This is a genomic window from Paenibacillus glycanilyticus (assembly GCF_023715145.1).
GTDB lineage: Bacteria > Bacillota > Bacilli > Paenibacillales > Paenibacillaceae > Pristimantibacillus > Pristimantibacillus glycanilyticus_A.
Genome location: NZ_JAMBNP010000004.1, coordinates 59,034 through 72,899 on the forward strand (window position 1 = coordinate 59,034; position 13,866 = coordinate 72,899).

The window sequence follows — 13,866 nt, forward strand, 5'->3', positions numbered from 1 at the left end:
TTGATGTTCTGTTTGACTAGTTAGAGCTGCAGGCTGATCTCTCTTTCATGATTGTCTTTCTTCAGCGAAATAATCGCCTTCCAATCTCCGTTCATGGGAAGATAAACCTTGGAATAGTATTCTCCTAAGCCTCTCCTCTCCATCTCTGCTTTCAGTTTATGGTTCATGCCTGTCATGGACATGGAAAGATGAATTCGAACACGGTCGACATCAACCAGTTCGCCGGCCGAATTTTTAATTTCCATTTTGTATGCATGGGCGGTTTTGTCGCCCTTGTTTGGCGTATCCTCCATCGAGATACTCAGATCATCTAGGAACGGACTTGACGACATTTTTGATCCAAGACTGCAACCTGCGAGCAGGATGATCAACATAGCGAGAATTGCAGCTGCTGCGTAAAGCTTTTTGTTTTTCATCATCCTATACACCGTCGGCCATCATTTTTGCGTGATTCATTCAAGTTAACCCCTCACTTCTAGTGCTTGAAAACAGTTTAGCACGGGGACATTCGAGAACATAGAGCTATAAGGATGAAAGCCATGTCCAAATTGGAACAGTTTCTTTACATAGGATGTACCGATTCTTCTTTGCTTACTTGTCGCACAAGAAATCCGCATGATTAGTTTATCTTGCTTCAAACAAGAGGCATTCATATGTGGCAACGATACCGTCCTTTATGCTGAACTTCTCCTCATACGCCTTATACATTTCAGTGAACAGCTTCCTCGGACTTAACCCGCCTATTTGGATAGCTTCTGAGGTACTTGCGCCAATCTCTTTTATAGATTGAAGGAAATCTCTTGGTGAAGGATAGGTTTCCACTTGAGTCTCTTGGTGACAATAGATAGTAGAAAACCCAGTCTCGATAAGAATTTCTTCCCATTGCTTTGGTGACAGAAAGGCTAATCCGTGCCGCTGCGGCTCCATTCCATTTGCATGGTAAACTTCGGTAAAAGCTTCATGCAGTTCATAAAACGTTCTCGGCCCAAATGTCGCAAATACCAAGTAACCCCCCTCTCGAAGGATCCTCTTCAGGTGGCCTAACGTTTGCCTCGGCTGACTTAGCCATTGAAAGCAAGCGCTGGAAACAATGAGGTCGAAGGAATCCGATGGGGCCTCGGCTGCCCATATTTCCACATCGGCTTGGAGAAAACGCATATCCGCCGATTGTCTCGATTTAAAGCGTTGTTCCGCAGCTTTGATCATTGCCGGTGCCAGATCTAGCGCGGTAATCGAGACATGCGGCCACTGGTTCAGTAAAATCTCTGTCAAATGACCTGTACCGCAGCCGATTTCCAGCACTTTTGATTCCGCAGCCTTTCCTCTGCCATTCCGCTCTATGAGCGACTTTGCAAGCTGAGCTGCCATCATACGCTGTACTTCGGCATGAATGTTATAGGAGCTCTCGGCACTTCGGTTAAATTGACGCTGAATTGCCGTCTTTCGATTGTTCATGCCACCAACTCCTGAATCGTTTTGCAATTTCCTCTTCCCTTCCGAGAAACGGTACATGACCGCTGACAGGTATGGAATCCAGTCTGGCATGAGGAATCAATGTAGCAAGCTCCAGTGCTGCTCCGTAAGGGCATACTACATCTTCCGTACCGTGAACCAAATAAACGGGGCAGCAAATTTGGCTCAATCGCGACAAGACTTCCTCTTCGAGTAAAACTTGTAACCCACCGATTAAGGCCTGGACGGACCACATCCCTTGAGGGGGCAAATTCTGATCTATTTTCATCTCTAGCTCTTTCTCTGTAAAAAGCAGTCGTCGAAATTTTGTTTCGACAGCTTCTCGATCTTTCTCAAGTCCGGCACACATCTTCCTCACATAGACATCTGCCCAACCGCGATCGAGCTCCCCACTGGGACGAGTAAACTGTGCAGTCGCGGCAAATAACAAAAGACCGTCGGCTATACCCTTGACGGCGAGTCTTAAAGCCAACAATGCACCGAGGGACCAACCCCCGATTAATAAAGGGGGTTGTATGTATGTTGCTGTTAACTCCGTTAGATGTATCATTTCCTCTTGCGTATCTGCTTCGCTATAGTCAACGGCTGCATGATGATACTCCGGCAACGCTTCGCGAAGCCTGTCGAATATGGAATCCGATATGCTCCATCCGCTTAACCACAGGATCGTACCGCTTCCATCCACTACAGTCATCACAGCACCTCCAATTGTTGTCCGATGGTGCGGATGCAATCGGCTGCAGCTGACAGTTCTTTGTCCGAATGCAAGGCAGATAATGAAAATCGAATGCGGGCTGTGCCGTCGGGAACCGTCGGAGGACGTATGGCAACCGCCGCAATCCCTTGTGTCTCAAGCTCGCGGCTGTAACGCATAGCAGCTTCATTATTGCCTACGATCAACGGGACGATTGGCGAGTCGCCGTCGCCGATTATGAAACCGGAATGCCGAAGCGAAGACCGAAATATTCGGGTTGCTTCAAACAATCTTTCCCGGCGCCAGTGATCCGAAATGACCAACTCTAACGCCTTGGAAATACCGGACACGAGAGAAGGCGGCAACGCCGTCGAATAGATGAGCGGTCTAGCATGATTAATAAGCCACCGAATCAATGTATGGCTGCCGCAAATATAAGCACCATAAATACCAAATGACTTGCTAAACGTCCCCATATGAATATCGACCTGCTCCTGTATTCCAAGCTCATGGCACAATCCCTCGCCCCGCCTTCCGTAAATCCCCCCGCTATGCGCCTCGTCCACCATAAGCATCGCGCCAAACTCTTGTTTGAGTAGAGCGAGTTCGCCAAGGCAGGCTTTATCGCCATCCATGGAAAAGACCGCATCCGTTACAATCAGCTTCCGACGGCGATCGCGGTATTTGCTCAATAATGTCCGCAAATGCTCCATGTCATTATGACGGTACCGAACATGCTCCGCGCGACTGAGCACAACGCCGTCTACGATGCTTGCGTGGTTCAAGCGATCGCTAAAAACGACATCTCCGCGGCCAACTAGCGCTCCAATGACGCCAGAGTTAGCCATATAACCGTTCCCGATTACGAGTGCAGCTTCACAGCCCTGCCATTCTGCCAGAGCTTGCTCCAGGCGGTAGTAAGGCGTCCGGTTGCCAGTTACTAGACGTGAAGCCCCTGATCCGACACCTTCGGTTAACAGGGCTTCCCTCATCGCTTCGATGATAGCAGGATGGTCCGCGAGCCCAAGATAATTATTGGAAGAAAGATTAAGCAATGTGCGTTCGCTCCGCACCGTGTATCCGGGAAATTCGAGGTCGATGCGGCTATCCTGCAAAGAACGCTCTAGCGAAGCGGCTGACAATAATTTGAGTTCCTGATCCATCCATTGCATGGTGTCAGCGCCTTACAGAGCGTTCAACTCGATTTCGAATCCCAAATCTTCAATGATCTGATGATCGGCAGACACTTCTTGGCCGGCCGTCGTTAAGTAGTCGCCAACAAACAAAGAGTTTGCGGCATATAGAGACAAAGGCTGCAAGGTTCGGAGATTTACTTCGCGGCCGCCGGCTACGCGGATTTCTTTAGAAGGACAAACCAGTCGGAATAAGGCCAGTACCTTCAAAGCTTTCATCGATGGGGTGCGGCCCGCATGCTCCAGAGGAGTCCCCGGAATCGCGTTCAAGAAATTAATCGGGATCGAATCCGCGTCGAGTTCACGGAGCGCAAAAGCCATTTCAACGATTTCTTGATGCGTCTCGCCCATGCCGATAATAAGGCCGGAGCAAGGAGACATGCCGTGCATCTTAACCTTCTCTACCGTTTCAACACGCTGATCATAAGTATGGGTCGTAGTGATGGAAGGGTAATTCGCCTTACTCGTATTCAGATTGTGGTTGTAACGATGTACCCCCGCCTCGGCAAGACGTTTCGCTTGTTCATCCTTCAGAATGCCCAGGCACGCGCAAATTTTCAACGGCATCGTCTCCCGAATTTCTATAACGGCATCAACGACTTGATTAAGCTCTTTATCCGTAGGGCCTTTCCCGGCTGCTACGATGCAATAGGTCCCGGCCTTGCGAGCCATTGCCTCACGTGCACCGGCAAGCAGCGTTTCTTTATCAAGCATCGTATATTTGGGGACCGGCGCCGTCGAAACGATCGATTGCGAGCAATACCCGCAGTCCTCGGGGCAAAGGCCGCTTTTTGCGTTAATAATCATGTTCAGCTTCACTTTTTTGCCGTAGAAATGCCTTCTCACCGTAAATGCGGCATTCATGATCAGAAGCACTTCATCATTGTCGGCTTCGAGTACGGAGAGCCCCTCCTCTAACGTCAAGCGTTCACCGTTTAGTGCTTTCGCGGCAAGGAATTGCCATTTTGTAGCTGTCATATTGCTATCCACCTCTATCATCCTCCCATGATTTGAACTGCTAATGCGTCCCTGATTGGTGCGAGCTCTATTCTTTCTCGAAATATAGGTATCAACGTCTCCGAATCCATTTCGTTATGAACATGCGTTAATCTGCCCAAGACCTTAAGTCCGCCGTATTGTTCGATAAGCTCTGCGTTCGTTGCGATACTCGGATCGTCAATCGCCTCCGCACTTTCGATGTCGTTCATAATGACGCCAATGATGTCAATTCCCAATTGCTTAAGATAGGAAGCGGTTAATAGCGTGTGATTAATCGTACCTAGTCCGGATCTGGCAACGATCAACGCGGGCATCCGGAGTTCGGAAATGAAATCCGCCACAAGGGCGTCTTCGGTCAACGGTACGGCGACGCCGCCGGCGCCTTCGACGATTAAAGCCTGGTATCGATCAATAAGCGGTGCTCCCGCGTTGATAAGCCCTTTTAACGTTAGCGTTACGCCGGACTGTTTGGCAGCTAGCATCGGAGTTACCGGGGCTTCGAATGTAAAAGGAGCAACGACCTCAGGCCGGTCCTCTATGCCCGCAAGATGCAAAAGTCTTTCGGCATCGGTTAATCCGCTTCCGATCTTTTCACCAGATTGGACGGGCTTCCATACGCCAATGTTCAACCCTTCGGCACGAAGCGAAGCGGCAATGGCTGCCGCCACTATTGTTTTTCCGACCCCTGTATCCGTGCCTGTCACGAATAGCCCGGATAGGTTTGTTTTCGCAATGGCCTGGTTCATTCCGCTTATCCGCCTTCGGTGACGTCAATTATGGATTTCGCCAAAATATCCGTCATAACATCTAGCTCGGCTTCCGTACTGGCGAGCGGAGGTATGAAGACCATCACGTTGCCCAGCGGCCTTGTCAGCATCCCGAGTTCCTTGGCTCGCTGAGTTGCGCGAACGCCTATCCGTTCAGCCCACTCGTAGGGCTTGCGCGAAGCCTTATCCAAAACGAGTTCAATGCCTACCATGAGTCCCTTTTGCCGAATATCGCCGACATGCGGCCGGTCCTTTAGCTTTGAGAGCTTTTGCTCGACGAATGCTGCCTTTGCCCCTACCCCTTCTATCATCCTGCGTTCTTCCATGAGCTTTAAGCTTGCCAAAGCGACTGCGCAGCCAAGCGGGTTGCCCGTAAAGGAATGTCCATGGAAAAAGGTCTTTTGTTCCTCATAATCAGCGTAAAAGGCTTGGTATACTTCATCCGTTGTCAGCGTCGCTGCCACGGGCAAATAGCCACCGGTAAGACCTTTTCCGACAACCATCAAATCCGGACTTACATCCTCGAGATCGCAGGCAAACATAGCACCCGTCCGGCCAAAACCCGTTGCAACCTCGTCGGCTATCAGGAGCACATCATGCTGTCGGCATAAGACGGCCATCTCGCGCAAACAGCTTGGCGGCATCGTAATGATGCCGCTTGCACCTTGAACAATCGGCTCCACGATCAGCGCTGCAATCTCCTCTGCGCGTGTCTCGAGCAGATTGCGAAGTGCGGTTAACGTTGCCTCCAATGCCATCTCCTCGCCGCCTTCATGGCGGTATGCGTTAGGATAGGGAATGACGTGCGAAGGAAATAACATGGGACGGAAAACTTCGTGATAGAGCGGAATCGCGCCGACGCTCACGGCTCCGATCGTATCCCCGTGGTACGCTTGATTCATTGTGATGAAAGTCTTTTTGTTATTTACTCCTTTATTTTTCCAGTACTGAAACGCCATTTTGATTGCGATCTCAACGCCGGTTGCTCCTGAATCAGAGTAGAAAACTTTATTTAGACCCCTCGGCGCAATACCCGCCAGCTTCTCCGCCAGTACAATTGCGGGTCGATTAGCCATTCCGAGTAAGGTTGAATGAGCAACTTTGCTTAACTGATCCGTGATCGCCTGATTTAATTCCGGCACATTATGGCCATGTACATTAAGCCAGACAGAGGAGAAGCCGTCGTAATAAGCGCGTCCCTGCACGTCATAGAGTTTGATTCCCTCACCGCGATCAATGATAAGCGGATCAGAGGATATGTAGTCTTTCATCTGAGTGAAAGGATTCCACAAGTAATCCTTATTTAGGTTAGCAAGCCGTTCGTAGTCTGTTAGCATCATGTTCACCATCCACATTTTAATTGTTAACCTAAGTTCGCGTTTACAGGTTAACAATTAGCAATACTAGCAGATCGATACTTCGATGTAAAGAGAATAGCCCTTTTGCTAGGTTTGGCAAAAGGGCGGAGTATTCAATTTATTGCATGACACGAACAGCCTCCCTTGTCCATCAAGGGAGGCTGTTGTATTGTACAAAAAAAATGGGCTGGAACATCATTGGAGACCCTTTATTAGGGCATCCACGTACTTTTCGCTCTCTTTCCCCATGTCATAGCCGGCTTCGGATAGACACCAAGTGATACAGGCTCCAGTCAAGAAAGAGTAAACATAATTAACGATTTCTTCCGTGGACAAGTCTTTGCTGAATAGGGACTGCGTTCTCCCCTCTTCAATAGCTTCGTATAACAGTTCCTGTTTTATGCAGTCACTGAAAAACGAGGTTTCGGTTGAGTTAAGGGAAAGGTAGACAACGAAAGTGAGCTTAGTGAGCTCTTCGCCGACGGTTGAAGGAAAACCCAGCGCAACCATCATAAAGGTTTTAAGTTTGTCTGCCGGATTCGCGTCTTTATTCTCTTGCACGTACTTCCCGAAATGCTCGTCCATGTATTCGGACATATCGTCCCGGTACAGCTTCCTAACGATGTCTTCTTTGGATTTATAGTATATATAAAAAGTCCCTTTGGATATCTCGCACTTTTCGCAAATTTCATCGACCGTCACTTTGTTATATCCCTTGGACAGGATAAGCTCCTTGGCAATGGCGAATATTTTTTTCTTCGTCGCTTTCCCTTTCAGATGGCGACTTGTTTCTTTTTCCAACATCCCATATCCCCTCCACGATTAAACTATAACGCATGCTTGGGGAATTGACAAACAAATATGACCGCAGTATTATGACTGTAGTCATATGACCGCGGTCACATATGGCTGACACAATACAAACACGAAGAAAGAAGGTTATGCAATATGAAAATCGCTATCGTCGGAACAGGCAACGTTGGAGGTAGTCTAGCTCGGACTTTCGCTCAAAAAGGACATACTGTAACGATCGCCAATTCGAGTAATTCCCCCGCGCTTCATGAATTAGCCAAGGAGACGGGAGCAACGGCGGCAACGGTCCAGGACGTCGCTATTGCAGCCGATGTCGTTATTATCGCCATTCCTACAAAAGCAATTCCTAATCTGCCCGCTGGATTCCTCGATCGAACTGCTCCGGGAGCGGTCGTCGTTGATGCCGGCAATTACTATCCGTTGCACCGCGATGGCGCAATTGAGCCGATCGAGAACGGTTTGCCCGAAAGCCGCTGGGTTGAGCAGCAAATCAAGCATCCGGTCATCAAAGCGTTTAATGCCACGAACTGGTATAACTTGACGGAAGAAATTCAGTCGAAACTTCCGAGTCGATTGGCTTTGCCCGTGTCCGGCGATGACGCTGCAGCTAAGGCGATCGTATCCGAGTTGGTAGCCGAGGCAGGTTTTATTCCCGTAGATGCCGGCAGTCTGGACGAATCATGGCGTCAACAGCCGGGATCGCCGGCCTATTGCACGGATCTTGGCGCAGAAGATCTTCGTAAAGCTCTATCCCAAGCGACCCGGGAGCGGAAGCCGGAATCGTCTGGCGTCCGTGCAAGCGAAGAAGAACTGAAAGCGGCACAGGAGATGCAAGTTGCGTTCTTTCAGAGCTTCGACCAGGCCATTCAAGTTCTGGCGGAATCGAACCAATGGACTGAAGCGGCAGCAACTAAGGGAATCGTCGATCAATTTATGTCGGGCAAAAATCCCGCAGATATTCTGGCATACGTATTTGAGCATAAACGATTGGATTAAGTAAGGATTAAGGACAAGGGAAAAGATGAAGTTTGTCATTCTAACATCCTTCTTAAAAGAACCAAAGATAAATCCAAATTCAAGGAAAGAGCCCCCTGTTTATGGTGGGGCTCTTCTCCTTATAGCCCATCTGCCCGTGAATGGCGGTAGAAATATTGTTTTCTCATATCGTAGAGCTGCAGCTGCAGCTTTAGGCTTTTATAAATGGGCGCTCTGCCCTTGTGACATTGACCTATATACGGAATATCTTAGTACCGAGAGCATCGCCAAGACGGTTGCAAGGAGAATTTATCATGGCATACTACCATCCCTTTAGCCGGGGCAGCGCCTGGCAGCAAGGTCTCGATTATTTTCCGAGAGGTCCTGTTAATTTATTCGCAAGGTTTATTAGCCCCAATCCTATAACTTCGGCAAATTCCGTTCAGCGGTTTCCTTCCATCCATCCAACGGCTTTTCTAGGTCCTTTCACCAGTGTAATAGGCGATGTGCATATCTCTGATCAAGTGTTCGTTGCGCCTACCGCAACGCTACGTGCGGATGAAGGAACGCCATTCTTTATCGGCTCAAGCTCAAATATTCAGGATGGCGTGATTTTGCACGGATTAGCAAATCAACATGTACAGGTGTCCAACAAGTCGTACTCGATCTACATTGGCAATAGAGCCTCTATTGCTCACGGGGCCATCATTCACGGTCCCTGCCTGATTGAAGATGATGTATTCGTCGGCTTCAAGGCTATTGTCTTTAATGCGCATATCGGGCAAGGCTCCTACATCTCCAATGATGCGCTTTTGACCAACGGTGTGCGATTAGCACCCAATCGGTTTGTCCCTCCAGGCGCGCATATTGACACCCAGGCCAAGGCCGATTCGCTTGGTTCTGTACCTAAGGATGCCGAAGAGCTAGCCGAGCAAGTTATCCGTGTTTATTCGGAATTCCCTCCCTCCTATGACGCCATGTTTGGCACTCGACGCTGCTCCTGCGGAATAGCATATAACCATGAGAAATTATTACGATAAAAAGAATGGCCGGGCATCCTCCACGCAGGAATTTCCCGGCCATTTAGAACAGAATGCACGTATGTCACTTTAACTTAATCGGTCTGGAGCACTTCGTCCTCGCACTCTTTTATATAACGTTTATGCCGGTCTTTCATCGGTTCTGCAACATGCTCTTTACGAAAAAGAGGCTCTTCCTCGATACAAAGGAACATCTCAACAAGCTTTAGGTTTTCTTCCCCCTCAAACTCAACGATATGTACCTCTTCTAATAGGACCGTCGCTTTCACACTGTCCAGAAAACTAGCCGTGTCATAGTGAATAACTCCATCATACCCCAATTCCTTCATGTTTTTTTGGAAATCGGGATCCAAATGACGTTTGCTGATTTGAGATTGAATGGATTTCCCAACCCCACCATTTGCCCCGGATATGCCTATATAAAGGATCTTTTTCTGAGAGCAATAACTCGTCTGGCCATAAAAAATATAAAGGCCGGGAAAATTCAAGTCGAATATTTCTCTCTTGTTTTCAATGGACACTTCATATACTTTAGCCGGAAGAATGGCTTTTGATTTCGAATATTGCTTCTGAAATCCTCTGAGAAGCGCTTCTAATATGATATCCATGTGAGTGAACACCCTCTCCTGGAACAAACCTGACCGTTGCCTTAAATGAATTCTAAACCGTAATACGCAGCTGCCGCGAATAGTACGGTCCAGAAAGCAAGGCTCGTCGTCATCCACGCGATGACGTTTTTACGCGGTGCTTTAAAAAGCATGGCGAATACGACTGCGACTTCCGTTCCGATAAGCAGCGGACCGAGTAGGGACAGGCCGGGCAGTCCATACTTTACGAACAATTTATGCGCGCGTTTGCTTTTTTTGCTCTCCTGCAGCTGCCTCTCGTCGACATTGCGTTTTTTGTTTCTCCACTCCTGCCACCTATGGAAAAGGAAGACAATCAGCATTACGGTCAGCCAATTGCCCGTAAATGCAAGAATGGTTGACCAGATCGGGTGTAAACCAAGCGCAATGGCCAACACGACAACCGTCGCAGACTCAATCCAGGGCAGAGCCGACAAGATGAAAACCGCGAAATATGACCAATCTTTAAGATATTCCTCAAGCATTATGGACCTCCTCATCATCTGCACCTTTTCAGGATTCTTATATATATTTTGGTTTGGGCAAGAACTTGATCTTCATAAATAAAAACCGCGATATTCATTCAGCATATAGCTGCTCCAACCGCAAATGTAGTGACAAATTCCCTTTCTCTCTGTATGATTGTGATGGAATTATTTGGTGAGGATGTGTATCTATATGAAAAAGAATTCTCGTAAGGTTATGCTTGCACTCTTGCTGTCCGTCATTATGCTTTTCCAATGCACGCAAGCCTCAGCTGCGGAGGGAGAAATCAAATATGACTTTGATCGAATTGAAGTCGTATATGCAGCTGAATTTGCCGTATCTCCCCGCTATGCCGCAGCCGAACATTGGCTGACTACTCTCGCAGGCGGAACGGACAAGCCCGTTCATATCCTGTACGGTATCGTTCATTTATTCACAGGCGAACAATTTATCGAAGAGCAGTTTATAAGCATGTCCGGGGAAGGCGGCTCGGAGCGCTTCTTAAGCAACTCCATGAGCAATGAGTTTGATGAATTAAGCATGCTGAAGAAACAAACTTCCATCCAGTTCTGGTCTGGCAAAAAGCTGGATGAAAGCACGGTCGTAAAGGATTATACTCAGCCGATAAAGTCAGTTACCCTTGTCCAATCCTTCGACCAACAAGGCCTATTGACGGGGTATCAATTAAACGCCGCTCCGCTCTTCCGGAAGGATAACCCTCCTGCCCCAGACTATTACGTCAGCTCGTATGTCTCCGATCCCTCTAGTCTAGTCCACACCGGAGAATTAAACGGCGCGAAAGTCGAATCTGAACCGGAGGTTCAATCGGATCAACCGCTAGAAGAAGTCTCTATCCTCTCCTCATCCGATCCCGCAAATGCCGGCCAGCGTACCATTCAAGCAGATACGTTGAAGCAGCTCGGCCTCTTTATGGGAACCAATTACGGGTATCAATTGGGAGATCCCATCACTCGCGCGCAAGGAGCTGTTATGCTGCTTCGACTTTCCGGCGAGGCGGACGACGCTGCGAGGGCACAATTGAAGTCAAGCTTCACCGATGTAAAAAGCTCGCACTGGGCTGTTCAATCCATTGCGTATGCGGTCAGCAAGGGTTATGTCAAAGGCATCGGGAATGGTCAATTTGCTCCGGATCGTTTGATGACGGGCAAAGAATTTCTGACCTTAATCAACCGGTTGCTTGGCTATCCCAACGCAACGACTTCCAATGCGGCAGAATTGTCACGTAACAATGGATTGCTGACTGTGGATGCCGCTACGCGGCTTGCCAATGCCAAGCCTTTCCTGCGCGGTGATATGGTCGAAGTCGTCTACGCAGCTTTGCAGACAAAGCAAGCCGGCAAGACCTCAACGCTGCTCCAATCGCTCGTTGAAGAAAAAGGCTCCATTAGCGTTGAGTTAGCTACAGCAAGCGGACTATATGTTAAGCCAAACGTACCTGCTTACTATATTCCGAAACCGGGCAGCGATCCGATGGATTCGATTGAGCAAGCGATTCGGCAGAAGCTTGATAGCAAGTGATTGATTTATTGACGTTCTACTCTGCCCTTTCATACAAGCTAACAAGCCTTCCGTTTCGACGGAAGGCTTGTTTTGGTGTTTGATTCCATTAACGCTCGTAGCCGGGATATTCGTAATCGGTATCTTCAAGCTTGTTAAGGATGTTCATATCATGAATATGAGCCTTCGTCTTGTCCGTTCCCAAAAGGTAGATGACTTGATAGAGTTTGATTAGATCATCGTTAAACTTATCCGTTGCTTGATCGTGATCGGCGGATTTATAGGGGATTGGAGCTCGGAATTGGGTCACTTCATCGTCCCGCTGCAGCCGTTCAAGCATACGATGGAGCTTTTCAAGCTCCTCCTCTGTCCCGCGGACCTCAAGCTGTTCATTCATTGAAGCTTCCGTATCAAGACTTTTGTTGGATACGGAAACGTATATTGTTTTTTTAGAAGACATACCAAGCACTCCTTTTTCGACATAAATACTTATAAGATTATTCGGGTTTATGCTTGTTGATCTAAGAACCTCTGCATAGCACCTTCTTGAGCAGAGATATCAAGACTGGCTTCTTCTAATAGATGCGCCGGGTACCTCCTGTCCAGCATCAGAATAACGTGATCAATCAGTCCCTCCTCCAGTACAGAGGCTGTCCTTTGCTTTAACTCCTCAAGCGTTTGTTTAATGAAATCCAACGATTGTTTGTTCATCGAAAATTCCCCCATATGATTAATACCGTATCCCAAACAAAATAAACACTTGCTCCATGGACCAACAAATAGGAGCAAGTGTTCAACAAGACCTCGATTCACAACATGCAAAATAGACAATAAGAGATACGTTGAATGCTGCTTCCTTTCTAAAATATAACCACGATAACGAAGTTTGAATCACTATTTGCCAGCTCCGTGAAATGAAGTCTGCGTACGGAACGGTTCCGAATTGGCTCCATAACCACGTTACAAGCTAGTTCTATGTCATTGCAGACAATGGAACTAGCTTGTTTTTCTCGTGTAAACCGTTTCCGGTTAGTCTTGTGATTTCATTACGGTCACGATAACGCCATCCGAATTGTTGCCCGATATTTCGTAACTTCCTTTAGTGGGCACGTGGAGCGTCGTATTAGAAGATATCGGATAATAGTAAATAACGTACGTATTGCCCGCGACAACCATCGTTATTGATTTGCTCTCCTTTAAGTAATCCAAGTATTCCTCGAACGCAAAATGATTTTCATGCATGATTACGCTATGCGGAAGACCGACATACCGAAAGTGCCAAGGCTCGTGCACGACGTCGGTAATATTTGTTTTATCCTCCGGATACCGGACGATAAACCCGTACTTCCAAGAGTTTTCCTTCAACCATTTGCCTTCCGGTGCGTCTTTCATCTGCGCCGTCGTCGAACCGATGTCTAATGCCAGCCCCAAGTTATGCTCGCTATGTCCGGGAACGGCCGCGATTTCCGGTCCCAGCTCTTCGTATAGCGCTTCCTGCTCCTTGTTGTTTCGATAACCGCTGTTGATAAGAAAATGATCTACTCCGTCATTGGCGGCGTCTGCGATCATGGAAGCGAATTTCTTTGTCAAATCCGGAGAGAGCCTAACTGTGCTGTCCAGCAAGCCGAAGCCGTTTAGCAATTCTTTGTGCTTATACAAGTTCACCGCTTCGGCATCCGCATGATTAGGCGGTACGGCAAGCTCCTCGTTGACGAGAAGCAAATTTCCCTCGTGCACCTGATTCTTCTCGACCCGGATCACAAGCTCGTCTTTCTGCGGTCCACTCCCCGATAGCCGATTATAGATCACTCCCATCAACAAAAATACTATAAGCAATAAAAGCCACTTTCTCATCATTTGTTCCTCCTCTTTCTCTCTTTTCTAGGTTAGAGAAACAAAGTTAAAATAAAGTGAGTGAAAACCT

At 48.0% G+C, this 13,866-nt stretch carries 17 protein-coding genes; 4 read left to right on the forward strand and 13 right to left on the reverse strand.

The features are described from left to right. Positions 1–20: 20 nt before the first annotated feature. From M3194_RS12600 to M3194_RS12635, 8 genes are all read right to left on the reverse strand, one after another. Positions 21–419, reverse strand: coding sequence for a FixH family protein (locus M3194_RS12600; protein WP_251654356.1), 399 nt, complete (start codon positions 417–419; stop codon positions 21–23). A 205-nt stretch (positions 420–624) separates the two neighbouring features. Beyond that, entirely contained in the window at positions 625–1,482 is an 858-nt protein-coding gene (bioC, locus tag M3194_RS12605) for a malonyl-ACP O-methyltransferase BioC (protein WP_251654358.1), read from the reverse strand. Further along, on the reverse strand, positions 1,418–2,167 hold the full coding sequence (locus M3194_RS12610; protein ID WP_251654360.1) for an alpha/beta fold hydrolase: 750 nt from the start codon (positions 2,165–2,167) through the stop codon (positions 1,418–1,420). The genes bioC and M3194_RS12610 overlap by 65 nt, the downstream gene beginning before the upstream one ends. Continuing rightward, positions 2,167–3,339: an 8-amino-7-oxononanoate synthase gene (bioF, locus tag M3194_RS12615; protein WP_251654362.1), complete on the reverse strand. Its 1,173-nt coding sequence runs from the start codon at positions 3,337–3,339 to the stop codon at positions 2,167–2,169. The genes M3194_RS12610 and bioF overlap by 1 nt, the downstream gene beginning before the upstream one ends. A 12-nt stretch (positions 3,340–3,351) precedes the next feature. Continuing rightward, positions 3,352–4,338 carry a biotin synthase BioB gene (gene bioB, locus M3194_RS12620; RefSeq protein WP_251654364.1) on the reverse strand — a complete coding sequence of 329 codons (987 nt, stop codon included), beginning with the start codon at positions 4,336–4,338 and terminating at the stop codon, positions 3,352–3,354. A gap of 17 nt (positions 4,339–4,355) precedes the next feature. Next, positions 4,356–5,105 carry a dethiobiotin synthase gene (gene bioD, locus M3194_RS12625; protein WP_251654365.1) on the reverse strand — a complete coding sequence of 250 codons (750 nt, stop codon included), beginning with the start codon at positions 5,103–5,105 and terminating at the stop codon, positions 4,356–4,358. Between the two features lie 5 nt (positions 5,106–5,110). Then, positions 5,111–6,463 carry an adenosylmethionine--8-amino-7-oxononanoate transaminase gene (gene bioA / locus M3194_RS12630; protein ID WP_251654890.1) on the reverse strand — a complete coding sequence of 451 codons (1,353 nt, stop codon included), beginning with the start codon at positions 6,461–6,463 and terminating at the stop codon, positions 5,111–5,113. A 216-nt stretch (positions 6,464–6,679) separates the two neighbouring features. Beyond that, positions 6,680–7,288 carry a TetR/AcrR family transcriptional regulator gene (locus M3194_RS12635; RefSeq protein WP_251654367.1) on the reverse strand — a complete coding sequence of 203 codons (609 nt, stop codon included), beginning with the start codon at positions 7,286–7,288 and terminating at the stop codon, positions 6,680–6,682. A 105-nt stretch (positions 7,289–7,393) separates the two neighbouring features. On the opposite strand from M3194_RS12635, the gene M3194_RS12640 reads away from it, so the two are divergent. The 3 genes from M3194_RS12640 to M3194_RS12650 are packed head-to-tail and all read left to right on the forward strand — an operon-like array spanning position 7,394 to position 9,312. Beyond that, positions 7,394–8,293, forward strand: coding sequence for an NADPH-dependent F420 reductase (locus M3194_RS12640; RefSeq protein WP_285889267.1), 900 nt, complete (start codon positions 7,394–7,396; stop codon positions 8,291–8,293). A gap of 25 nt (positions 8,294–8,318) precedes the next feature. After that, complete coding sequence (locus M3194_RS12645; RefSeq protein ID WP_251654371.1) at positions 8,319–8,609, forward strand: hypothetical protein; 291 nt, start codon at positions 8,319–8,321, stop codon at positions 8,607–8,609. Then, positions 8,587–9,312 (forward strand): LbetaH domain-containing protein, encoded by a 726-nt coding sequence (locus tag M3194_RS12650; protein WP_251654373.1) that lies wholly within the window; start codon positions 8,587–8,589, stop codon positions 9,310–9,312. Before M3194_RS12645 ends, M3194_RS12650 begins: the two co-directional genes overlap by 23 nt. A gap of 74 nt (positions 9,313–9,386) precedes the next feature. Here the strand turns inward: M3194_RS12650 and M3194_RS12655 are convergent, their stop codons facing one another. Then, complete coding sequence (locus M3194_RS12655) at positions 9,387–9,920, reverse strand: hypothetical protein (RefSeq protein ID WP_251654375.1); 534 nt, start codon at positions 9,918–9,920, stop codon at positions 9,387–9,389. A 41-nt stretch (positions 9,921–9,961) separates the two neighbouring features. After that, on the reverse strand, positions 9,962–10,423 hold the full coding sequence (locus M3194_RS12660; RefSeq protein WP_251654377.1) for a small multi-drug export protein: 462 nt from the start codon (positions 10,421–10,423) through the stop codon (positions 9,962–9,964). Positions 10,424–10,616: 193 nt separating this feature from the next. On the opposite strand from M3194_RS12660, the gene M3194_RS12665 reads away from it, so the two are divergent. Then, positions 10,617–11,963, forward strand: coding sequence for an S-layer homology domain-containing protein (locus tag M3194_RS12665; protein ID WP_251654378.1), 1,347 nt, complete (start codon positions 10,617–10,619; stop codon positions 11,961–11,963). An 88-nt stretch (positions 11,964–12,051) separates the two neighbouring features. On the opposite strand, the gene M3194_RS12670 is transcribed toward M3194_RS12665, so the two are convergent. From M3194_RS12670 to M3194_RS12680, 3 genes are all read right to left on the reverse strand, one after another. Further along, positions 12,052–12,402: a hypothetical protein gene (locus M3194_RS12670; RefSeq protein ID WP_251654379.1), complete on the reverse strand. Its 351-nt coding sequence runs from the start codon at positions 12,400–12,402 to the stop codon at positions 12,052–12,054. Between the two features lie 47 nt (positions 12,403–12,449). Further along, positions 12,450–12,653 carry a hypothetical protein gene (locus M3194_RS12675; protein WP_251654380.1) on the reverse strand — a complete coding sequence of 68 codons (204 nt, stop codon included), beginning with the start codon at positions 12,651–12,653 and terminating at the stop codon, positions 12,450–12,452. A 318-nt stretch (positions 12,654–12,971) separates the two neighbouring features. Continuing rightward, a complete protein-coding gene (locus tag M3194_RS12680) occupies positions 12,972–13,799 on the reverse strand; it encodes a M15 family metallopeptidase (protein WP_251654381.1) in 828 nt (275 codons plus the stop codon). Positions 13,800–13,866 lie beyond the last annotated feature (67 nt).